Consider the following 22818-nt stretch of genomic DNA (forward strand, 5'->3'; position numbering starts at 1 on the left):
AAAATTACCTTAACACATAGTGTGTCATTTTTAAGAATAATTTTTAAAGCGATGCCCGCGTGTCATATAGTAGCAAAATTGCTATTCCAAATTGATGCCTCCAGCTGTGGTTATGTTTAGTAGTAGTAAGGGAATGGTGACCAATCTGGTTCGCGCTTTTCTAAGAAAGATTCCTTGCCTTCCACAGCTTCATCGGTCATGTATGCCAATCGTGTTGCCTCGCCTGCAAACACCTGCTGACCCATCAGACCATCGTCGGTGAGGTTGAATGCAAACTTCAACATGCGCTGCGCAGTAGGGGATTTTCCATTAATCTCCATGGCCATCTGAATGGCTTCATTTTCCACTTCTCCATGGTCAGCCACCACATTTACTGCCCCCATCTGCTGCATTCGCTCCGCGTCGTAGGTTCGTCCCAGGAAAAAAATCTCGCGCGCGTACTTCTGTCCGACCATTTTCGCCAAGTACGCCGAGCCGTAGCCGGCGTCGAAAGAGCCAACATCTGCGTCGGTTTGCTTGAACCGCGCCTCCTGGCGGGACGCCACCGTGAGATCGCACACAACATGCAGGGAGTGGCCACCCCCAGCGGCCCACCCGTTGACCACGGCAATCACCACTTTCGGCATGGTACGGATCAGTCGCTGCACCTCTAGGATGTGGAGCCTGCCTCCTTCTACCTTCTCTCGAGCCTCGTCAACGGTGTCTGCGGTGTCCCCGTCGGCATAACGGTAGCCTGAGCGGCCGCGAATCCTTTGATCGCCGCCGGAGCAGAACGCCCAGCCGCCGTCCCTGGTGGAGGGGCCGTTTCCAGTGATGAGCACGCACCCCACGTCGGAGGTGCGACGTGCGTGATCCAGTGTTCGGTACAGTTCGTCCACCGTGTGAGGGCGAAAAGCATTGCGCACGTCTGGCCGATCAAACGCGATTCGCACAATCCCGTGGCGGCGGCCTTCACCTACGTGGCGGTGGTAGGTGATGTCAGTGAGGTCTTCGAAACCCGGAACGGTGCGCCATTGCGTCGGGTCAAAAGGGTTGTCTGTGCTGTAGGTCATGACCACTATCCTATAAATATGCCTAGCTTGGATGATGTCCTTGATCGTGCTCACGTTGTGTCCCTGCCGATGCGGGTGAGATTCCGGGGCGTCGATACGCGTGAGGCACTGCTTATCGACGGTCCTGCGGGCTGGGGTGAGTTCGCTCCCTTCCTGGAGTATGGCGATGACGAGGCTTCGTCGTGGCTGGCTAGCGCCCTGGAATCCGCCTACGAGGGGCTGCCACCGCTGCCGCGCAAGGTTGTCGAGGTCAATGCCACCGTTCCAGCTGTGTCTGCGGACGATGTCGCAGGAATCCTTGATCGTTTCCCCGGGTGCAGGGTGGTCAAGGTGAAGGTTGCTGAACCCGGCCAGAGCCTGCGTGACGACGTCGCGCGTATTGACGCCGTGCGTGCCGCCCGCCCTGATGCCCTCATTCGGGTGGATGCCAACCGGGGGTGGAATGTGGAGCAAGCGATCGAAGCTTCCCGCGTGCTGGGACCGCTGGACTATATGGAGCAACCCTGCGCAACCCTGGCCGAATTGGCTGAGGTGCGGCGACGTGCTGGTGTGTGCGTTGCTGCGGATGAGTCGATCAGACGTGCCGATGATCCCTATCGGGTTGCTCGGGAGGGTGCTGCGGATGTGGCTGTTATTAAAGTGGCGCCACTTGGCGGCGTGCGGCGGGTGTGCGAGCTAGCCGAGTTCATGCATGCACGGGGGCTTGGATTGACCGTGGCAAGTGCCCTAGACACCGCTGTGGGAATGAACGCAGGGTTGGCTGCGTCCGCACTGGTGGGGGAGCGGGCCGCAGGGCTCGCCACGCAGGAGTTTTTCCTTGAAGACGTTGCCGAGCCGCGCGTCATCCAGAACGGGCGCATGTCCACAGTGCCGGTTGCGCCTGAGCCTGACCGTTTGGCTGCGCTCGCCGCGTCCAGCGAGCGTCGGGACTGGTGGTTGGAGCGTGTGCGAAGGGTGTGGGCTTTCTTGTAGATGCTGGTAGCAGCGAGTTGTAGATCTGCCTTCACTAAGCAACTTTTGGTGAAGCGAACAAACGAGAAAGCGTTGTACTTCTCTCGAAGATTCAGAGTGGTCGGGTCTCGCTCAAAACCAAATATTGCTCACGTCGTTTAATCAACCATGTGCCATCCACCAGGATAAGCGTGTCTGAATAGCGATAGGAGCGGTCGATTACCATCTCAGTACCGTCAATCTCCTGAACGAGGATAGCTTTGCCGTAGTGAATATTGGTAGCGGTATCACCGTTGACTGTAATGAGCTGCTGACCATTGAGATGATAGGCAGTTTTAATCGGTGATATTGCCTCTTTGAATACTTCAATGAGCTTGTCTCTACCATCAAGCTTCACCATGACGGAACCATCAGGAGCATAAACCTCAAAGTGGACATCAGGGGTAACGAGTTTGGCTTGGGCTTCGGCATCGATCTCCAGAGTGGAGAAAAGATCGATGACCTCGCGAATGGCTTCCTTGTGTTCAAGCAGCGTTGTCATGGTATCCCTCAAATTTTTGTTCCCACGCTGTTGCGTGGACTGCGCGGGTATATAAACGTACGAAAATCATACTACCTAAAAGTCTAGTGAAGAGTGTCAGGTTTGCTAGATGGGGAGCATTGGAGGATATATCGGTAAGAAATGGGGCATGGTGATATTGCCAGCTATAGATAGAGCAACGATGGTGTAGGTTGCGTGATCCTATTTGGTTCCACCTTCTCCGTAGGAAAGCGGTAGCAGTTGACGATATGGGGTGGTGAAAGGTGCTATGCATGTTGGTGATGGCAAACCTCAGCTGCTCAGGTAGTGCAAGTAACTAAGTGACGTGGCTAAATACTGACATGACGTCTAAAATCGTGGTTAAATCGAGCAAAACGTGCAAAATGCTCATAACAACCAACACTGCGGAGAGGATGAAGTCACCATGTCAAGCCCACTCCCCATCCATGAACAAACAACGCAGTCGGCATCTAATAGTGCTGATATCGTTGATTTTTTGGAGCGTCTGAAGGCCCACGAACCGCAACCCCGATGCCTCCTTGCTGGACCGGACAAACACGATCATGTGGAATTGCCTCCCGAGTTGTTCGGTATTTTGGCGCAAGCTGCGCATGCACTTCTTGATGGAAAAAATGTGGTCATTAAGCAGTATGATCCTTTTCTTACTACGCAAGAAGCTGCTGACTACCTTGGTGTTTCTCGTTCCACTGTGGTCCGTATTGTAGAGCGTGGTGAACTTCCTTTCACGAAGGTGAGTAGGCATCGGCGCATCCGCTTCACCGATCTACAGGCATTTATTGAGCAGGAAAAAGAACGTCAAATAAACGCAATTACCGCAACTGCTAGTTCTGTCGACGATGAAGACGTTTCCTATGACGAGCACAAGGAAATACGCGCCGAAGTTGCGAAGCAGAGACGTTCCAGAGAAAGCGGTATGTAGTGTTTATCGCTGCACTTGATACGTGTGTTCTTTACCCAAGTTTGCAGCGTGACCTGCTGTTATCGTTGGCTAGTGAGCGGCTATTCCGCCCGGTCTGGAGTGATATCACCCTTGAGGAGCTTCGCTACCATGTCCCCCGATGTCTGTTGAAGAATGCTGCGATATTTTAGTGCAGAGATATAAGTTGGATGACGCGGTTTCTCTTCTGCTGCAAGAACACAAGAAGCGCAGCAGGCATCCGCGGCCTTGATACCCACGCCCCCGCAGTTAAAGTGGTGTCCATGACCCCTTCCCAAACCTCTCTCCAAGACTCTCCCCGTGTTGCCCAGGTGATCGCTGCAGAACTGGCCCGACATGTGACTGATGTTGTGGTGTGCCCGGGGTCGCGGAATGCGCCGTTGTCGTTGGCACTGGCAGCCCGCCTGGATCTGCGTATCCACGTGCGTATTGATGAGCGCAGCGCCGCATTCTTGGCTTTGGGTATGGCTCGGGTGCAGCGCCGCGCGGTGCCGGTAGTGATGACGTCGGGCACTGCGGTGGCTAATTGTCTGCCTGCGGTGGTGGAGGCCCATTATTCGAACACGCCGATGCTGGTCGTGTCTGCGGATCGCCCGGCGCGTCTTGTTGGTACGGGTGCGAGCCAGACTATTAATCAGCAGGGGATTTTCGGGGAGTTTGCCCCCACGGTGCATCTTCCGGCTGGCGTCGGTGACGGGGAGGCGAAGCAGGCTACTTTGAAGGCTCTAGAACTGGGGGTCGCCCAGTTGAATGTTGCCTTGGAAGCGCCGTTGGTGGGCAAGGAGCTTCCGCTGAATCCAGAGCCGGTGAGTAAAGAGTTTGTGCGGCCTAGAAGGGTGGATCATGGCGAGGTTGCTCTGGATTTGAGCGAGAATACGCTGGTCATTGCCGGGGATGAGGCATGGGAGGTTCCTGGCTTGGAGGATGTTCCTACCATCGCTGAGCCGACGGCTCCTGCGCCGTATCACCCGGTACACCCGTTGGCGGCTGGGGTGTTTGCTCGTGAGCAGTTGTCTGCTGATGGCTATGTTGTGGATGCGAAACCGACGCAGGTGGTGGTGGTTGGTCATCCGACGTTGCATCGCGATGTCTTTGCGTTGATGAAGGATCCGAACATTCGGCTGGTGTGTCTTTCTCAGAGCAGCCAGGTCACGGACCCATATCATCGTGCTGACGCGGTGGGGACCACTGTGAAGGTGAGCGGTCAGTGTAGTGACCGGTGGTTGCGGTTGTGTGAGGCGGCATCGGACATGGCGGCGCAGGCGGTGCGCGACACATTGGAGGAAGATCACGGGTTTACAGGTTTGCACGTAGCGGCTGGGGTGGCGGATACGTTGGCGGTGGGTGATTCGCTGGTGCTGGGGGCATCGAATCCAGTGCGTGATGCGAGTTTTGTGGGCTTACCGTTTGATGGTGTGGATACGTATGCCCCTCGCGGGGCCGCGGGTATTGATGGCACGGTGGCCCAGGCGGTGGGGGTGGCATTGGCTACGCAGGCGCGTTGCCCTGATGAACCTCGCGCCCCTCGCATGGTCGCGTTGATGGGGGATGTGACGTTTCTTCATGATGCGGGTGGGCTTCTTGTCTGCGAGGGGAGTGCTCGCCCAGAGAATCTGACAATTGTGGTGGCCAACGATAATGGCTGCGGTATTTTTGAGGCTCTGGAGATGGGGGCACCAGATATGCGTCCTCAGTTTGAGCGACTATTCGGCACGCCTCATGGGGTGGAGTTGGGGGATGTAGCACGCGGGTATGGTGCTGATTTCCTTCAGGTGGATACGCTTCCAGCGCTTATCGACGCCCTGGTGGACACCGCCGAGCGCCCCTCACCGTCGGTGTTGGTGATTGAGGCTGTGACTACTCGTAGTACTCGGCGTGCGTTGCATGCGAGTATTGCCGATAAGGTGGCGATGTGAGAGTTCGGCGGAGGCTGCACCAGGTGGTGCTGGTGGTGTATGCGGTGTTGTTGTTGGCGTCGATAAGCATGGTTGCTGGACCGTTTTATAACGATTACCGCATTGCTCAGCACCCGGGGAGGGCGTTGGCGCATGTCACGGCAGTGGGGGCGAAGCGTACTGCGGTGGAATATCAGGATGGGGAGGGGATCTTTCATTCTCCTGCAGCAGGTGTGTTCTACCCCACTGGATTGGGGGAGGGGCAGCGTGTGTGGGTCACGTATTCCACGGAGGATCCCGATTTGGTGAAGGTGGAGAACCGTTCGTGGACCTTGGCTATTGTCCCTGCTCTGAGCGTTGCGGCTGTGAGTACCGTCGTGGCTGTCGTGTTGTGGTGGTTGGTGGGGTTTTTCTCTAGGAGAGCGGTGCGTAGACACAGGGCATAGAGTGTTAGCTACGTTGCGTAGGGGGAGGGGTTTGAGGAAGATGGACGCTATGCGAGTGGCGATCGTGGCGGAGTCCTTCCTTCCAAACATCAATGGAGTGACCAATTCCGTGCTGCGCGTGCTGGAGTATCTGCACGACAATGGGCATGAAGCGCTGGTTATTGCACCGGGTGCGCGGGATTTTGAGGAAGAAGTTGCGGAGTATCTGGGATTTGAGATTGTGCGGGTGCCTACCATCATGGTGCCGTTGATTAATTCGCTTCCCATTGGTGTTCCCATGCCGGCTGTGACGCAGGCTATTCGAAACTTCCGGCCTGATATTGTGCATTTGGCCTCGCCTTTTGTTTTGGGCGGTTCGGGGGCATTTGCTGCCAGGCAGCTGCGCATTCCGGCTATTGCGGTGTATCAAACTGACGTGGCGGGTTTTGCGCACAAGTATCACCTTGCCCCACTAGCTGCGGCGAGCTGGGAATGGACCCGGACAATTCATAATATGTGTCAGCGCACGCTCGCGCCGTCGTCAGTTGCTATGGCAGACCTGACGAAGCATGGAATTAACGAGGTGTTTCATTGGGGCAGGGGTGTGGATTCGGAGCGTTTCTCCCCAGATAAGCGTTCCACCGAGCTGCGTGAGGAGTGGGACCCCACCGGGCAGAAATGCATCGTGGGCTACGTGGGGAGGCTTGCCGCAGAAAAGGGGGTGCGCAGGCTTGCGGTGTTTGACCAGGATGAGCGCTACCAGGTGGTGATTGTGGGGGACGGGCCGCAGCGCAGCGAGCTGCAAGAACTGATGCCCAACGCTGTGTTCGCTGGGGCGCTGGATGGCGACGATCTCGCCCACGCCTACGCCAGCCTCGATGTGTTTGTGCACACCGGGGAGTATGAAACCTTCTGCCAGGCCATTCAGGAGGCGCTTGCCTCGGGCGTGCCCGCCATTGGGCCTCATGCGGGTGGTCCGATCGACCTGATCACCAGTGGAGTGGATGGTTACCTGCTGGACGTAGAGACGTTTGAGCAGGAACTCGTGGAGACAGTGGAGATGATCACCGAACCCTCACGCCACAGCGCGATGCGTGTCGCCGCCAGGGAGGGCGTGCGTCATAAAACCTGGCACGCCCTGTGTGGGCAGCTGATGACCCACTACAACGATGTTATTGACCGCAGCCACCGCATCCCCCTCACCTTCTTCGGACCGATGCCGGAATTGCCCCTGTGGGCAGCCAAGGCACTCGGCGCGCGGAGCGCTTAAACCACACAGCACCTCATCTGCATCCCGCCAAGCCCGCTCCGTGTTGTACGCTCAATCCTGTGGCAAAAGCATCCCTGGATAAAAACCCTTTTGATGTCGCCCGCATGTTTGACGGGGTGGGCGAGAAATACGACATCACCAACACTATTTTGTCCTTCGGGCAGGACCGCGCGTGGCGCCGCCGCACACGTCAGCGCCTCAACCCCCAACCCGGTGAGCGCATTCTTGACCTCGCGGCAGGAACCGCAGTGTCCACCGAGGAGCTCAGCACGTCGGGAGCGTGGGTGGTTGCCTGTGATTTCTCCCAAGGCATGCTTGCCGCCGGTATCCACCGTGACGTGTCAAAGGTAGTGGGCGATGGCATGCATTTGCCCTTTGCAGATGCCAGCTTTGACGCTGTGACCATCAGCTTCGGGCTGCGCAATATCCATGATTTTCGCGCCGGGTTGCGGGAGCTTGCGCGGGTCACCAAGCCGGGGGGTCGGCTGACGATTGCGGAGTTTTCCACCCCCACGTTCCCCGTGTTTGGAGTTGTGTACAAGGAGTATTTGATGCGCGCGTTGCCGCTGGTGGCGCGGGTGGTGTCGTCGAATCCGGAAGCCTATGAGTACTTGGCGGAGTCGATTCGTGCGTGGCCGAATCAGGAGGAGTTGGCCCGCGCGGTGAATGAGTCGGGATGGGCCGACTGCGGCTGGCAGAACATGACCGGGGGTATTACCGCCTTGCATTCGGCTGTGAAGGCCCACTAGCCCAGGGGCAGACTCAGAGGGTGCTCTCCCACAGGGGGCGGTGGGAGAAGGCGCGTCGCGCGCGTCCCGCCGCATGCCATGTTCGGGCGACCAGGTCTCGGTCGGAGTCGGTGACCAGGTTGCCCATCAGTCGCACGGCGAGCGGCATGAGTATGCGGGATTGCGGCCCTCGGAAACCCACCGGCCCGACTGCACCAAGAAAGCGTGGGTAGGTGAGTACCCGCGCGAGCGTGCGGGCGAGCAGGAATGTGTCGCCATAAGCGCTGCGGAGGAGGTACGGCCAGAGCAGTGTGAGGTCTTTTGCGTCGTCGAGCATGCCGACGGCCATCCGAGCGGTTTCCAGGCCGTAATCAATGCCTTCACCGTTGAGGGGGTTGACGCAGGCGGCGGCGTCGCCAATGAGCGCCCAGTTGGGTCCAGAGACGTTGCTAACGGCACCTCCCATAGGCAGGAGGGCACTGGCCACGGAGGTCGTCTGCCCTAGCGACCAGGCGGCACGCTGCTGTGAGGCGTAGAGTTCCAGAAGTTTTTTGGTGTTGACTTTTGCCGGTCGCGCGTCGGTGGATAGTGCCCCGCAGCCGAGGTTGACGCTGCCGTTGCCAAGAGGGAAGATCCACCCGTAACCAGGTTGGATAACGCCGTCGCTGTCGCGTAGCTCCAGGTGGGAGTGAATCCAGGGATCGTGAGACAACGGGGTGGTGCAGTAGGAGCGGGCCGCGATGCCGTACACGTCCCCTTTGTGCCAGGTGCGGCCCAGTTTTTTGCCAAACGGTGAGCGCACGCCGTCGGCAATGATCACAAAACGGCAGGTTATTTGCTTCTCGACGCCCTGGTGCCGCACCGTCACCTCAGTGATTCTGCCGTGCTGCGTCTCGGGGGTGAGCGCGGTGGCGTTGTCCCACATCGTCACGGCTGGCTGCGCGTTTGCGTGGCGACGCAGCAGGTCATCAAGTTCGGTACGCGGCATGGCTGAGCCAGTAGTGCCAAACGGTGATGTCGGCCAGGGCGCAGTGACGGAGCCGCCGAAGCCGTGGAGTTTCAACCCACGTGACGTGTAGCGAGAGGCGATGTCGTGGGCGACACCCAGAGCGGCAAGTTCGTGCATGGCACGGGGAGTGAGACCATCGCCGCAGGTTTTGTCGCGGGGAAAGGTGGCGGCGTCGATAAGCAGCACGTCGTAGCCACGGTTGGCGGCGTGAAACGCTGCGGCGGAACCGGCGGGACCAGCGCCGACTATGAGGACGTCACAGGCTGTATATGGGGCTGCGGGTGGAGGAGTCACAGTGTTCATTGTTGTCTATTGGTACCGATTGTGTCGCAGACTAGGTGAAAAGTGGGCTACGGTAATACCCTAGCGAGGAAAACAACTGTAACCATGAATTGAGAGAAACGACGTATGAGCCACGGCGAGACTTCTACCACGCCGACTCCCCAGGTGGATCTAGGCGACCCACAGCTCACCGCCACAATCAACGACGGATTGAGCCAGGTCGAGCAGCTGCTGCGTGCTGAACTGTCTGGAGGCGAGGACTTTATTACCGATAAAGTCCAGCACTTGGCTGTCGCGGGCGGTAAACGATTCCGCCCCATGTTTGCCCTGCTTGCGTCGCAATTCGGGCCACATTGGCAGTCCGATAAGGTAGTGCAGGCGGCTGTGGTGGTGGAAATGATTCACCTGGCTACCCTGTACCACGATGATGTGATGGATGAGGCAGACAAGCGCCGGGGTGTGCCCAGCGCCAACGCCCGCTGGGATAATTCCATGGCGATTCTCGCTGGCGATTTTCTTCTTGCTCAGGCATCCCGGATCATGGCTGAGCTGGGGACGGATACAGTGTCGCATTTTGCGGATACCTTTGGCACCTTGGTCACGGGTCAGATGCGGGAAACCGTGGGGGCTGGCGACGGTGATCCGGTAGAGCACTACATGAACGTTATTCGTGAGAAAACCGGTGTGCTTATCGCCTCTGCTGGGTATTTAGGGTCGTTGCATGCCGGTGCTGATGCCGCGACTGTGGAGGCGCTGCGCCGCTATGGTTACGCCATCGGCATGGTGTTCCAAATCGTCGATGACATCATTGATATTTTCTCCGACGCGACGCAATCAGGGAAGACCCCAGGTACCGACCTGCGGGAAGGTGTGTTTACCCTCCCAGTTTTGTATGCGCTGGCCGAGGACAGTGCCGTCGGCGAACAGCTGCGTGCCTTGCTGACCGGACCACTCACTGAGGATGCTGAGGTGGAGCAGGCACTGGATTTGCTCGCGCAGTCCACGGGCAAGCAGAAAGCGCTTGACGACGTCCATCACTACCTCGCCGAGGCCGAAGCGCAGCTGGATCTCCTCCCGGACGGTAAGGCGACTCAGGCGCTACGCAGTTTGTCCGGTTTCACGGTTAGTCGCGTGGGCTAATCACGTTCCTATGCTGCGGATTTGCCTTTGTTATTGGTGTTCGTAGTAAAGTGTGTAACGCACCATGACGTGTGGTGCACGCCAGGTTGCCCGAGCGGCCAAAGGGAGCGGATTGTAAATCCGTCGCGCAAGCTACGTTGGTTCGAATCCATCACCTGGCACTCTTTTTGTTTCTTATATAAGACCCCGCCGGAGGCACTGCTTCCGGCGGGGTCTTTTTCTTGTTAAAAACACCATTGACCTGCTGATTTGTGTTAGGTAGTGGCTTCGGGTTAATCTTTGTGAGGCTTCAACGGCGCAGGACCTTATAGAAGGTGCTGATAATGACGAGGCTGTGCCCCCTTAGCTCAGTCGGCAGAGCGTTTCCATGGTAAGGAAAAGGTCGACAGTTCGATTCTGTCAGGGGGCTCTGTTGTTTTTCTCCGTTGTGCGGGGAAGAGCAACATAATTTGGCGGTGTAGCTCAGTGGTAGAGCAAACGACTCATAATCGTTGTGTCGCGAGTTCAATTCTCGCCATCGCTACTGAGATTTGTGATGAAATCTCTGGTTCACGCCATGGTTGGGTAGAACTGTTACGGAAGTTGGATCTGATAACTTTTCTGCTAATATGGTCCAGTGTTGTGCCAGCCCGGCGGTATTTCCGGATGTGGCGCGATGCGCATAGGGGCGTAGCTCAATTGGCAGAGCAGCGGTCTCCAAAACCGCAGGTTGCAGGTTCAAGTCCTGTCGCCCCTGCAAAACAACCTTCAACGTGATCTCAAGGAGCACTGTGACCGAGCACAAGAGACCGGATAATGCAGTAGCCACTGCACGCCCAACCGGTAAACGCCAGGTGACGGGGGCCGCCACAAACAGTGAGGCGTACAAGGCTAAGCAGGCCAGGGGTAAGGAATCCTCTGATGAACAGCACGGCGGCGGTGTTGCCGCGTTTTTCCCTGAAGTTGTGCAGGAGATGCGTAAAGTCATTTGGCCCACCGCGCGCCAGATGGTGGTATACACCAGTATCGTGTTTGCGTTTTTGATTATCGCCACCGCACTTGTTGCTGGTGTGGATTTCCTTGCAGGCATGGGAGTTGAGAAGGTGCTTACGCGCTGAGTAAACTAAAGTCCGCGCTTTTCCCGCCGAATCCGCCCAGGAATCGGCGGGTTGTTTTGTGAAACCAGGTAGCATGGTGAACATAGCGTGGTGAACAGGCTCAACATAGTCACATGGAGTAGAAAACATGAGTGAAGAAACCAGTTCTGAAGTTATTGAAGAAACCGCCGTCGTTGAGGAAGCTGCCGCAGCGTTGGGTGACACGGAGCTGTCCGAGGAAGAGGCGGCCCTGGCCGAATACAAAACCCGCCTGCGTACCTACATTCGCGAGCTGAAAAAACTCCCCGGCGACTGGTACATCATCCAGTGCTACTCCGGCTACGAAAATAAAGTGAAAACTAACCTGGATATGCGCGCCCAGACCTTGGAGGTGGAGGACTCCATCTACGACGTTGTGGTGCCCATTGAAGAGGTTGTGGAAATCCGCGAAGGTAAGCGCAAACTGGTGAAGCGTAAACTGCTCCCGGGGTACGTGTTGGTGCGCATGGACATCAACGATCGCTCCTGGTCTGTGGTGCGTGACACCCCCGGTGTGACTTCCTTTGTGGGAAACGAGGGGCATCCGACGCCGGTGAAGCACCGCGACGTCGCCAAGTTCCTTATGCCGCCAGAGACTGCTGCGGAAACCAGCGAGGCAGAGAAGGCTGTTGTTGCTGATGGGGAGAAGGTTGTGGCCAGCCCGACACCCAGCACCGCGAACACCATTGAGGTGGATTACCAGGTTGATGAAGTGGTGACCATCCTCACCGGGCCGTTTGCGTCCATTTCCGCCACCATTTCCGAGATTGATGCCCAGGGCGGGAAACTGACCGGAATGATTTCCTTCATGGGTCGTGAAATGCCGGTGGAGCTCACCTTCGATCAGGTGGAAAAAATCAACTAGGTATTCGTGAGGGTGTTCGTGTAGGATTGTCACTCGCGTGTTTTCACGCAGATACGACAATCATCCCCGGTGGCCGGGTTACACGAACATCCTCATTGTTGTGAGATAGTGGGGCCCGGCATCCGGACGGCGCTGGTTGGGGCACATCGAACCCGCCAGCCGCCGGTAACAAGGAAGCAGGTATATCGATGCCCCCGAAGAAGAAGGTCTCCGGCCTCATCAAACTGCAAATCCAGGCTGGTCAGGCTAACCCGGCTCCGCCGGTTGGCCCCGCCCTGGGTGCCCATGGTGTGAACATCATGGAATTCTGCAAGGCATACAACGCTGCTACTGAACAGCAGCGCGGCAATGTCATCCCGGTGGAAATCACCGTGTACGAAGACCGCTCCTTCACCTTCAAGCTGAAGACGCCTCCGGCAGCCAAGCTGCTGCTGAAGGCCGCTGGCCTGCAGAAAGGATCCGGCGTCCCCCACACCCAGAAAGTGGGCAAGGTGACCATGGATCAGGTCCGGGAAATCGCCCAGACCAAGATGGAAGACCTCAACGCTAACGATATCGACGCCGCTGCCAAGATCATTGCCGGTACCGCGCGTTCCATGGGTATCGAGGTTGAAGGCTAATCCAGTTCACTCATCGTGGAAGGGTCCTCGACTTTCGGCCCGTACCACACAATTCTTCTGACATAAGGAATTCACATGCGAAAGCGTTCTAAGGCTTACCGCGCTGCCGCCGAGAAAATCGACGCCGGCCGCATCTACAGCCCCCTTGAAGCAGCAAAGCTGGTCAAGGAAACCTCCACCACCAAGAACTTCGATGCCACCGTGGATGTTGCCATCCGCCTGGGCGTAGACCCCCGCAAAGCAGACCAGCTTGTGCGCGGCACCGTCTCCCTGCCCCACGGCACCGGTAAGACCGCTCGCGTTGTGGTCTTTGCCGTTGGCGAAAAGGCAACCGAAGCTGAGGCCGCAGGCGCTGACTTTGTTGGCTCCGACGACCTGATCGAGCGCATCCAAGGCGGCTGGACGGATTTCGACGCCGCGATTGCCACCCCAGACCAGATGGCTAAGGTTGGCCGCGTGGCCCGCGTGCTTGGCCCCCGCGGCCTCATGCCTAACCCGAAGACCGGCACTGTGACCACCGACGTGGCCAAGGCTGTGGCCGACATCAAGGGCGGTAAGATCACCTTCCGCGTGGACAAGGCATCCAACCTGCATGCAGTGCTGGGTAAGGTGTCCTTCGAGCCGGAGAAGCTTGCCGAAAACTACGGCGCCCTGATTGAGGAACTGCTTCGTCTGAAGCCGTCTTCCTCCAAGGGCACCTACCTGAAGAAAGTTACTTTTGCTGCTACCGCAGGCCCTGGCATCCCGGTTGATGCCACTGTGGTGAAGAACTTCGCTGGGTAGTTTTTCTTTTCTTCATACATAGCCCGCCTTTCCCTGTTGGGAGGGCGGGTTTTGTATGTATTTGTTACAGGTACTTTGTGCATTCTGCATAATACTTGGTGTCTGGGAGGGGAATGTGCCGGTGAGAGAGTTATGCTTAATGCATCTGATGCCTCGGGGGTAGTGCGGGGGAGTAGCTATTTCATACGGGGAAGAAAACACAATACGGCCAGGTATCGCTTGTAGTGCATAAACATAAAGTATGTTTAAACTAAGTAAATTCTTTGTTATATGTCTTTTTATTATGGATTTGCTTAAATTTTTCACATGTGCGGAACTAGGGTGATGGCTCTTTTACTGTCGTGCGGCATCCATGTGGTGCGTACAGGACGTGAATGACCACTTTCCCTTTCCCGTATTAGGGCGCCTGAGGCGTCCAGCGAGATTCTTATAAAGGACGTACGAGTGAGAAACACGCATAGGCTCATGCGGCTGCCGCTGACGGTGTTGGCTGCGGCGGGGCTTATCCTTGCGAGCACGCCTGACGTTGCCACAACTGTGGCGGCGCAGGCGCAAGTTGCGTCAGATGCGTCGAAAGATGCGCAGACACAGACAACAACGCCCACTTCAGATCCCACCCCAACCACGACCAGTACACCAGCGGCTCGCGCGCCGCTGGCCGTACCGCTACAAGACGCAGGAGCGGGAACAAACCTCGACCTGGGGATTACCATTGAATCCGACGGCACGCCCGACTTCAATGGTGACGACACCGCAGGTAACGATTCAGGCGCCAATAACGGCATCGTCCGCGTGAACGACACCGTGACTTACCGTGTCCAGTTTTCGGTCAACGGCACTGTTGGTACCAACACGACATTCCGCATGACCCTGCCCAAGGGCATGGAGATGACGGCGGTACCGGGATTTTGCCAGGCCGGAAGCACGTTGACTCCGCCCACGGCCGGTGAACCAACCTTGCCGCTCAGCGCCGATTCCGTAAACCAGTTGAGCGAACAGACGCTGGAATGCAATCTCGGTTCAAGAGAAAATGCAACTGATAGTGTGAGCGTGACGGCACGGGTATCCAACCTGGTCCACCAGGGGCAGAAACTCGCACCCGTATCTGCAGAGATCAGCGCGGACGGGGTAGCGCCGGTGTCGGTGCCGCAGGCAAAACTCCCCGAGGTCACGGCGTCGGCACGCCTCATGTGGGATATATCCAAAAACAGTGTGGCACTTACGGAAGATTCCGGTTACCGCTATGGCCCTGCCACGGAGCCGTGTCCGTGGGACAATAAGCAGGTATGTAAACGTACGGGCTACACTCTGCTGATGTCTGCTCCGGCTGGCGGCAAAGGCGCCATGCCTGCTATCGGGGACATCACCCTCGTGGATGACCTGTCGTTTGCATCGATGTACCCGGATGCAACCCCAGAGCAGATCTCCGCAATGAACGCGGCCCCGGAAAAGTACGGGAGCCGCATCTACCCTGATAGCTATTTCTATAACGCCCCAGGAAACAAGATCGGCACCACAGTCAACGGGGTTGCCCTGACGGAGAAGAATTCTGTCCGTGACGCGGGAACCTTGACGTTTGATAGCACTCTCGTGGGTAAGCCTGTTCCGATGCGCATCACTGGTGTGGACATGACACTGCGGACGTATCCGACGCAGGTCAGTAGGCCGCAAGGTACTGCGATTCCAGGGAACAAAGCATATGCGATTGCGCAGTCATTTAACGTATTCACCCCTGTCGATGTGCTCACTGACTTTGGTGTGCAAAACCAGGCGAAAAATACCTGGACGCTGAAGACCGTGAACAGGTACAAAGACCTCAGCATCAATGGTTTTACCGCCTCGGATCATCAAGATAGTGCGAGCCAAGATCAGAGCAATGACTACCGGACTACTACGCCGGATGTGTCCTTGGGTGCTCGCATGAACAAAGTGTTCACAGGGGTTCCAGGCGAAGCGGGGAACATGTCGCCGAATGAGTTTTCACCAGGCTATGCAGCTCGCGGTGAAGGACCAGCTGGCGGTGCGACCCTGCATAGTGGTGGCATTACGGTTGCGCCGACGCAGGACGTGTTGTCACAGATAGAGGTAACCGGTTCAACCCCGGATTTGCCAGCTGATGTGAGCATGGTGCTGTGCGATGCCTGGGATAATTCCCGGCTGCACCTGCATGCGCGGGACGTTCCCGCCAGCACCGTCCGTGACACGGACTTGCAGAGCATCCCATCGAACGGTGCTCCGGTGTGGGTGTCGGGGTACAACAATGCTGCCGACGGCAGCAAATCCCGATGGGCCACCAACAGTGGCGAAACTCCGGCGCTGAAGGTGCAGTACTCCGCGGTCAAGGGTGGTTCTGGCACGGACTCTGCCTGTGGTGACGATAAGGGGCCATGGTATGACGACCCCGCCGCAGTTCCGGGCAATGACCAGGCTCTTCTTGCCCAAGGCGTCTACAGCGCGGTGTCGCGTGTGCGCATTCATGCCGTGCTGCCCCCGCCTGTGGACAACAGCCCTGCTGTGGGTGGTGGCGTGCGTATGGCGCTGTCCATCAATCACCGCGTTGTTGATTCCGGCCGCGACACTGGAGATATTCTGCCGAACTGGGCGTCGATCAAGTACGTGCTGAAGAAGAACACCGATATGCAGGGTGTGCTAGCTGATTCCGGTTCGTGGGGAATCTCGGACTATAACCCTGATTCACACACGGGCGCCCCTGGCGACCGCCTGATTCTTGCGCTGGCGCAGGCCCGCGTGGATAAGCAGGTTCGCAAAGGCGAAACAGGCGAGTTTTCGGACACGCCGCCGCAGGTCAGTGGTGGTGACGCGGGCGCGCAGCCGCCCATCCCTGCAGACAACGTGCAGTACCGTATTGTGCCGTCGTTGACCTCCGGGGCGTCGACACGCAACATCCTGAAGGACGTGTGGGTGGAGGATTGTCTTCCCTCGTCGCAGATGTATGTGAAAGCGTCGCGGGAGCCTAACGTGGTGTCGGTGGGGTCCACCCCAGACGACAAGAAACGCCCAGCCTGTGGACCCAACGAAACCTACATTCGGTGGGTATATCCGAAGCACGAGGTCAACACGGCCATTGATCCTATTATCCTCACTGCTGAGGTTTCGCCCGGCGCGACCTCAGGTGTGTACAACAATGTGGTGCAGGTCTGGGCCGAGGATGATGCCTCCCCAGCGGCTGTACGTACCAATGACGCACAGGTGCAGATCAGCAACATCGCGGGCATCAAACTGCAAAAAGAAGCCCTCACCCCGGTGGTGCAGGTCAATCGCCCTGGTCAGGCCACCAACGAACGCAATAAGTGGCGCATCCAGTTGCACAACACTCTGCCACCAGCGCAGGCAAGCCTGGTGAGCAACCCGGATATTATCGACGTCCTGCCACAGAACAACGTCGCAGGCACCAGCTTCAACGGCACGTTCACTTTCGATTCTGCTGAGGTGAAAAACGGGAATAAGCCGGGCCAAGAGGTTCGTATCCTGTACACCAACGCCGCGGCGGTTCAGCTGGATCCACGTGATGTCTCCAATCAGGCGGACGGCACCACCACATGGTGCGATAAGGCTGAAGGTGGCACGGCTGTTAGTGGTAGTGGTACCTGCCCTGCCTCGCCGAGTGAGGTGACGGCCTTGCGCGTGCAGCGCCCTGGCGCCTACAACACCGGTGAGGTGATTGAGGTTGAGCTGACGATGGTGGGCGTGGATAATGCTGGCGGCGATACCTACGTCAACCGTGTGCTTGCCCGTGCTGATGGGTTCCAGTTTGCCGTTGGGCCTATCGCCCGTGCTGAACACGCTATTGAATCCTCGGTCGGCGACTACACGTGGTGGGATATTAGCCGCAACGGTGTGCAAGACGCGGGTGAACCTGCGGCCGCTGATGTTCCCGTCCAGCTGGAGGGTGTTGACGACCTCGGCAACAAGGTCTCCGTCAGTACACACACGAATGCACAAGGGCTTTATTCCTTCCCGCATCTGCGTTCCTCTAATGCTGATGGGTATGTGGTGACGTTCAACAAAGACACCCCACGCGCCCTGACGTTCACGACTAAGGGAACCAACGCCCAGGATCCGGCGACCGACTCGAATGCGGATCCCGCAACGGGGGCAGCCGATCCGGTGGTGCTGGCCAAAGACACCAACAACACCACCGTTGATGCTGGTTTCATTGCCGACGGCAGCCTCGTGGTCACCAAAATGCTGGAAGGTCCTGGTGCGAATTTCGCGGATGGGAATACCTTGGAATTCCAGGTGCGCTGTACAGCGGACGGCAAGACCGTAAAAGAAGAAACCGTGAAACTCACGGCAGAACGCGGGAAAACCCAGCTGAACAGTGCACCCATTACTGGTATCCCTGTGGGAGCCAGCTGCACCGTTACTGAAACAAAAGCAGGCGGGGCTGATCCCACCAATACGGGTGACCTACCCAGCACAACAGTGCAGATCGGCTTGGACGCGCAACGTGGAACGGGCGCGCAGATGACCGCCGTGCTCACTAACCGCTACTCCGCTGGTGTGGTCACCATTGCCAAGAAAATTGTCGGTGAACCTGCTGCGGTGGCTGCGGCACAGCAGAAACACTTCACCTTTGACGTCACGTGCCAACTGCCAGGGCAGGGCGGTGCGGAACCGTTGACCGTGCTGAAGAAAAACGTGACTGTCACTGGAGAAGCGGCGGTTCCGGTCCCCGGCGACGATGGTGGTCCCGCGAAACTACCCGTGGGTGCACGCTGCTTTGCCACAGAAACCGATAACGGCGGTGCCGACAGCGTTGACATTGATTTCAACAGCTATGACAAAGCCGCGCTGGTCACCGCCAGTGCCGCTGACGAACCCGCGCAGCTCACTATCACCGCCACCAACACCTTCACGGTGCCTCGTGGAGAATTCATCGTATCTAAAACCGTTGTGGCTGGTGGTTCCACCGGCAATGAGACCTTCCCTGTCAACTACACATGCTCGGCAGCGGGCCAAGCCATCGACAGTGACGATGAGGTTGCTGCAACAGGAACCATCACTGTGACCGCAGGTAAAGACACAAAGGTTGGGCGTTTCCCCGTGGGCACCACGTGTGAGATCACCGGCGAGGACAACAAAGCCGCCCAGCGTACCGGGTATTCAGTGAATGTTCAGCTGGGTGAAAAGGTGGAGATTGCGCGGCCGTCGTCACGCGTGGAGGTGACCAACACCTACAGTCGCGATCATGGCACCTTTAGTGTGCAGAAAATAGTTGAAGGTGATGGCGCGGATACCATCGGTGACAAGCGTTTTGACATTGACTACGTGTGTGGCGACCTCACAGGAACGCTGACGGTTGCGTCTGGTGCTACTGTTACCGGTCCGCAGGTTCCTACAGGGACGGAATGCCACCTTTCGGAGAGGGAAGACAGTGCACAACGCGAGGGGTACACACACACCATGCGGATTGATAAGTCAACCTTCACTGTTAGTGAGAAAGACTCTGTTGTCGCCGTTATAGTGACCAACACCTACAGCCGTGATCTCGGCAGCTTCACTGTGGCGAAAAAGCTCACGGGTGATGATGTCGACGCCGCACGCGCCACAACGTTTATTGTCCATTACGTGTGTGGTGAGCAGAACGGGGACCTGAAGGTTCCTGGCGACGGCACGGCGGTAGCTGGGCCTAAGATGCCCACAGGAACGCAATGCCAGCTGAGCGAGGACGAGAAGTCAGCCCAGCGTGATGGCTACAGCGTGGCCGGGAACTTCGACCACTCCACGTTCACTATCGGAGCGAAGGATTCGGTCTCTGCTGTGACGCTGACCAATAACTACAAGCGCCACAAGGGCGGATTTACCCTGGCTAAGAGCGTGACGGGTAACGCCGCCGCACTAGCGGGTAAGAGCTTTGACTTCACCTATACCTGCACAGGGTTGGGGGAGAAGGAGCATACTGTCAAGGTTGTGCCGGGGACTGTTACGGAGGTCACGGATATTCCTACGGGTAGGTGCACCATTACTGAATCCGATGCCCCTGTCGACAACGCGGATTACACCACCTCACTGAGCGTGAACGGTGCAACCCCGGTTACGGGCCGCAGCGTGACCATTGATGTTGCTAATGCAGCAACGGTTCAGGTCACGGCCGTCAACGAGTACACCACCCACAATGGTTCTTTCGAGCTTGTCAAGAAGGTTGAACCCGCCACGGGAGAGTCCATCAACATTCCAGAGGATAAAACCTTCGACTTCACCTACACGTGTGAACCCGCCTACGAGGGGGCGGCCCATCCATCTGGCACACTTACCGTCCGTGCTGATGGAAAAGCTGTGTCCTCGCCGCAGCTGCCCGTTGGAACGTCCTGCACGATTGCGGAGGATGCTGCGAGCGCGAAGGAACACGGCTATGAGGCGATCACACCGCAGCCGGTGAGCGTGACCATCAGTAAGAAGGTGATCACGGTTGAGGCAACCAACACCTATAAGCGCCTCATTCCGCCGCCCACGACGTCCGTGCCACCCACGACGCCCCGCGAAACCCCGCCGGAGACCCCGAGGCGCCCACGCGGTACCGTGACAAAGCCTGTCCCGGTGCCTAGCACCACACCAGTCACTCCGGCTGTGGGCACGACGGTGATCATGCCACCTGGGAAACCACAGCAACCTGGTGGCCAGGCTCCTGAAAAACCGCATCGTGCTCTTGCGAAAACGGGACTGTCTAAGCAATGGCCCGTCATCGTCATGGGTGCTGGGCTGCTCATTGTCGCAGGTGTCGGCTGCGTTGTTGTAGCTCGACGGAAGCGGTAATGCGGCAACGGTAACGCATAACCACTACACATAACTACTCCCCAGGTGCGCATATGATGCGTCATCCTGGGGAGTAGTTTTTCGCGCGCCGGGGCTACGGTAACTAAGGCTGTAGCGGCACTTTCACCCATGGGGAGTCGGGGTGGGTCAGGGCGGTGCTGAACAGGTCGTCGTACACGGTAAGCAGACCAATATCCAGTGGCTCGTCGGCCATCCACATGGCTCGGCCCCACCAGAAACTCAACGCCACCTGGTACCAGTTGGCGAAGCTTTTCTGCAGCTCCTGGACGGCACGATGGGAGTAATCCTGGCCCTCTTCGGGGGAAAGCAACCCGCAACCGACGGCGCGACCTGCGGTGAGTTCTACCCGAACCACATCCCAGGCGCGGGTGGTGTGGGGCATCCGGTCAGGGCACACGTTTTGGAACTCCTGGGTAACAAGCATGTTGACCCAATGGTGGAAATGCTGTGCCTCGTGGTCAGGGTCAAAGTTGTTGTAGTAGTACAGGCCGCGAAGGAAGCTGGTGAAAAGGTCAGTCTGGGTGCGAAAATCCAGGGGTGATGCTGATTCTCTATACATTTGGGCTAGCGTATTTGAGGGGGTCAGCATGGCATCAAAGGCGCGGTAGTGCATGCCGTTGCCCAGGAGTATTTCGCATGTTTGGCGCACGTCGTCTGAGTCATTGAAACCCCATTGAGCTTGTAAGACTTGCTGAATTTGGGTTTGCATCTTTTTGGGTAGCAGTTCACCGGGAGCGTCCACTGGCTGTGGCTCGCGATAAGGTAAACCGAATGAGTTGGCGCGTACCATGGCCGGGTCGAGGGGACGCCCTGACCATTTAAAAGGGGATTTTTGGTTGGGTTTGAAGCTAATGGGGGTGACTGTTACGGTCATGAAAACAACCATACACAGTGCATGGTGCCGTGATGAAAAGTTATCTATATTTCATAACAAAATGTGCTGAGATACCCAGAATATGGTGATAGATTAGAGCCTCATGGAGCAAACTTTCAGCGATATGTCAGTGCAAATGGCTGTCGAACGGGCGGGGGCGTCAGAACTTGTGATGATGGTAGCAAAAGATGTGCACGATGTGTTGCGTCCGAATGAGTTTGTGTTGGAGTTCGCTGATACAACCTCCCCGGGGTTTCACTCAGCACTGGCGGTAACTAATTACAGGATACTCATCGGCGTTGGTCCTGGTCAGCTGCAGGAAATTGCAGTGGATAGTGTGACTCGGGTGGATGCTGTTCGGGCGCCAGAAGTGACCCTGCTGATTCGTGTGTATAACGCGGATGTGACGGTCTATGGGTTGGGGGACAGGGGACTTCGTCGCATTTTCCACGCGTTTAATTGGATTGTGTCGCAGAATGCTGCTCGTCCTGCTCATGCGGATCCTGAAAATTCCATTGCTGATATGTATAACGAATGGATTGACGTTCAACGTTTCCTCCACGAAAACCCGGATGTTTCTGATGAGGAAGGAAATCAGCGCCTCGCCGGGATGGTGGCCAATAAGCGCTGGTGGTAAGGGAAGCAGAGATGACGAGAAAAGGCTACACACGTGGATAATTCACCCAACAGCAGGGGAAACGGAATGGGGCCCAGGGATCAACTGTCGTCGTATGATCCGGCACCGGAATCCATTCATGGATCTGACTCATTGCCAAATCCGCCGCAGCGAGGTCCAGAGGCGATTGGTCGCCATATCGATTCGATGATGGCTAGTCAATCACCTCTGGGTACGAACACCAACCCGAAGATTAAGCTATCGCCGCTGGTGCAGGTCCTTATTGCGCTGGGGGTTGTGGCGCTGATCGCCATTATGGTGCTGGTGTGGACAACAGTGTTTGGCACTAAGAAAAGTGACACCACCGCGTTGGACCCCTCCCAGACGATCACTACCCCGACGGTCAGTGTGCCTCAACTGGCTCCATCCGCAGCCCCAACCACACCTGAAGAATCGCTACCGGATTCCCTTCATGAGAATCTTCCCCCTGAGATTGCCAGCCATGTTCCTCAAGAGATACGCGATAACGTGGTTTCCTGCCACGCTGCCGCAGCATTTGGGTTTGTGTTTGGTTTACAGAGTGCACAGTCGACTTCGTGTACTTGGGTGAACATGGCGGACGCGGAATCTGAGTATGGTCATGGTACTGTTCTATTCACCACCGATAAGAAATTGGCGGAGAGTGCCAGGAAGCCTCTGATGATGAAGAAACAGGACATCAGTCTGAAGCCTACGCAGGGGCATGACATACTGGTGAGTTCCTTAAGCTCCCCGGGTACTAACTTTGTTTATATCACGGACTTCGCCAGCGACAGTGCCACCATTGTTTACTTTATCGAGGGCGGCAAAAACGAGGCCGAAGCATTTCTCAAGAAGTTCCATCTCGCTGAATAGTC

Annotated in this window: 18 protein-coding genes and 4 tRNA genes; 18 read left to right on the plus strand and 4 right to left on the minus strand. The window is 57.1% G+C overall.

Annotated elements, in window-relative coordinates:
• Positions 1-116: 116 nt before the first annotated feature.
• Entirely contained in the window at positions 117-1052 is a 936-nt protein-coding gene (locus CDUR_RS01795; protein WP_179418771.1) for a 1,4-dihydroxy-2-naphthoyl-CoA synthase, read from the minus strand.
• Positions 1053-1064: 12 nt separating this feature from the next.
• Between CDUR_RS01795 and CDUR_RS01800 the strand changes: the two genes are divergently transcribed.
• Positions 1065-2024, plus strand: coding sequence for an o-succinylbenzoate synthase (locus CDUR_RS01800; protein WP_179419177.1), 960 nt, complete (start codon positions 1065-1067; stop codon positions 2022-2024).
• Between the two features lie 91 nt (positions 2025-2115).
• On the opposite strand, the gene CDUR_RS01805 is transcribed toward CDUR_RS01800, so the two are convergent.
• A complete protein-coding gene (locus CDUR_RS01805) occupies positions 2116-2544 on the minus strand; it encodes a nuclear transport factor 2 family protein (protein ID WP_179418772.1) in 429 nt (142 codons plus the stop codon).
• 424 nt (positions 2545-2968) lie between these two features.
• Here CDUR_RS01805 and CDUR_RS01810 point away from each other — a divergent pair, with 424 nt between their 5' ends.
• The 5 genes from CDUR_RS01810 (at position 2969) to CDUR_RS01830 (ending at position 7841) form a co-directional block, all read left to right on the plus strand.
• Positions 2969-3484, plus strand: a complete 516-nt coding sequence (locus CDUR_RS01810) for a helix-turn-helix domain-containing protein (protein ID WP_179418773.1) — start codon at positions 2969-2971, stop codon at positions 3482-3484.
• Positions 3485-3765: 281 nt separating this feature from the next.
• On the plus strand, positions 3766-5418 hold the full coding sequence (gene menD, locus CDUR_RS01815; protein ID WP_179418774.1) for a 2-succinyl-5-enolpyruvyl-6-hydroxy-3-cyclohexene-1-carboxylic-acid synthase: 1653 nt from the start codon (positions 3766-3768) through the stop codon (positions 5416-5418).
• Entirely contained in the window at positions 5415-5843 is a 429-nt protein-coding gene (locus CDUR_RS01820; protein ID WP_006062884.1) for a DUF3592 domain-containing protein, read from the plus strand. Before menD ends, CDUR_RS01820 begins: the two co-directional genes overlap by 4 nt.
• A gap of 49 nt (positions 5844-5892) precedes the next feature.
• Positions 5893-7092 (plus strand): glycosyltransferase family 4 protein, encoded by a 1200-nt coding sequence (locus CDUR_RS01825; RefSeq protein ID WP_218865858.1) that lies wholly within the window; start codon positions 5893-5895, stop codon positions 7090-7092.
• Positions 7093-7151: 59 nt separating this feature from the next.
• Positions 7152-7841 (plus strand): demethylmenaquinone methyltransferase, encoded by a 690-nt coding sequence (locus CDUR_RS01830; protein ID WP_179418776.1) that lies wholly within the window; start codon positions 7152-7154, stop codon positions 7839-7841.
• 13 nt (positions 7842-7854) lie between these two features.
• Here CDUR_RS01830 and CDUR_RS01835 read toward each other — a convergent pair whose 3' ends face one another.
• Positions 7855-9132: a geranylgeranyl reductase family protein gene (locus tag CDUR_RS01835; protein WP_179418777.1), complete on the minus strand. Its 1278-nt coding sequence runs from the start codon at positions 9130-9132 to the stop codon at positions 7855-7857.
• A gap of 105 nt (positions 9133-9237) precedes the next feature.
• On the opposite strand from CDUR_RS01835, the gene CDUR_RS01840 reads away from it, so the two are divergent.
• From CDUR_RS01840 to CDUR_RS01885, 10 genes are all read left to right on the plus strand, one after another.
• Positions 9238-10251 carry a polyprenyl synthetase family protein gene (locus CDUR_RS01840; RefSeq protein ID WP_179418778.1) on the plus strand — a complete coding sequence of 338 codons (1014 nt, stop codon included), beginning with the start codon at positions 9238-9240 and terminating at the stop codon, positions 10249-10251.
• Between the two features lie 80 nt (positions 10252-10331).
• Positions 10332-10412 (plus strand) — tRNA-Tyr (locus CDUR_RS01845).
• A gap of 175 nt (positions 10413-10587) precedes the next feature.
• Positions 10588-10660: transfer RNA gene (locus tag CDUR_RS01850), tRNA-Thr, on the plus strand.
• Between the two features lie 42 nt (positions 10661-10702).
• Positions 10703-10774, plus strand: a tRNA-Met gene (locus tag CDUR_RS01855).
• A gap of 140 nt (positions 10775-10914) precedes the next feature.
• Positions 10915-10987, plus strand: a tRNA-Trp gene (locus CDUR_RS01860).
• A gap of 34 nt (positions 10988-11021) precedes the next feature.
• Positions 11022-11348, plus strand: coding sequence for a preprotein translocase subunit SecE (secE, locus tag CDUR_RS01865; protein ID WP_179418779.1), 327 nt, complete (start codon positions 11022-11024; stop codon positions 11346-11348).
• Between the two features lie 127 nt (positions 11349-11475).
• On the plus strand, positions 11476-12231 hold the full coding sequence (gene nusG, locus CDUR_RS01870) for a transcription termination/antitermination protein NusG (RefSeq protein WP_006062890.1): 756 nt from the start codon (positions 11476-11478) through the stop codon (positions 12229-12231).
• Between the two features lie 188 nt (positions 12232-12419).
• Entirely contained in the window at positions 12420-12851 is a 432-nt protein-coding gene (rplK, locus tag CDUR_RS01875) for a 50S ribosomal protein L11 (protein ID WP_006062891.1), read from the plus strand.
• A gap of 75 nt (positions 12852-12926) precedes the next feature.
• Positions 12927-13634 (plus strand): 50S ribosomal protein L1, encoded by a 708-nt coding sequence (rplA, locus tag CDUR_RS01880; protein ID WP_179418780.1) that lies wholly within the window; start codon positions 12927-12929, stop codon positions 13632-13634.
• 444 nt (positions 13635-14078) lie between these two features.
• Positions 14079-20411 (plus strand): DUF5979 domain-containing protein, encoded by a 6333-nt coding sequence (locus CDUR_RS01885; RefSeq protein ID WP_179418781.1) that lies wholly within the window; start codon positions 14079-14081, stop codon positions 20409-20411.
• A 103-nt stretch (positions 20412-20514) separates the two neighbouring features.
• On the opposite strand, the gene CDUR_RS01890 is transcribed toward CDUR_RS01885, so the two are convergent.
• Positions 20515-21306: a DUF1266 domain-containing protein gene (locus CDUR_RS01890; RefSeq protein WP_179418782.1), complete on the minus strand. Its 792-nt coding sequence runs from the start codon at positions 21304-21306 to the stop codon at positions 20515-20517.
• Between the two features lie 103 nt (positions 21307-21409).
• Here CDUR_RS01890 and CDUR_RS01895 point away from each other — a divergent pair, with 103 nt between their 5' ends.
• Both CDUR_RS01895 and CDUR_RS01900 read left to right on the plus strand, forming a co-directional pair.
• The gene (locus tag CDUR_RS01895) at positions 21410-21943 is read left to right on the plus strand and encodes a hypothetical protein (RefSeq protein ID WP_179418783.1); all 534 of its coding nucleotides are present in this window, start codon (positions 21410-21412) and stop codon (positions 21941-21943) included.
• A 33-nt stretch (positions 21944-21976) separates the two neighbouring features.
• Positions 21977-22816, plus strand: coding sequence for a hypothetical protein (locus CDUR_RS01900; protein ID WP_179418784.1), 840 nt, complete (start codon positions 21977-21979; stop codon positions 22814-22816).
• Positions 22817-22818 lie beyond the last annotated feature (2 nt).

This window comes from Corynebacterium durum (genome assembly GCF_030408675.1).
Taxonomy (GTDB): domain Bacteria; phylum Actinomycetota; class Actinomycetes; order Mycobacteriales; family Mycobacteriaceae; genus Corynebacterium; species Corynebacterium durum.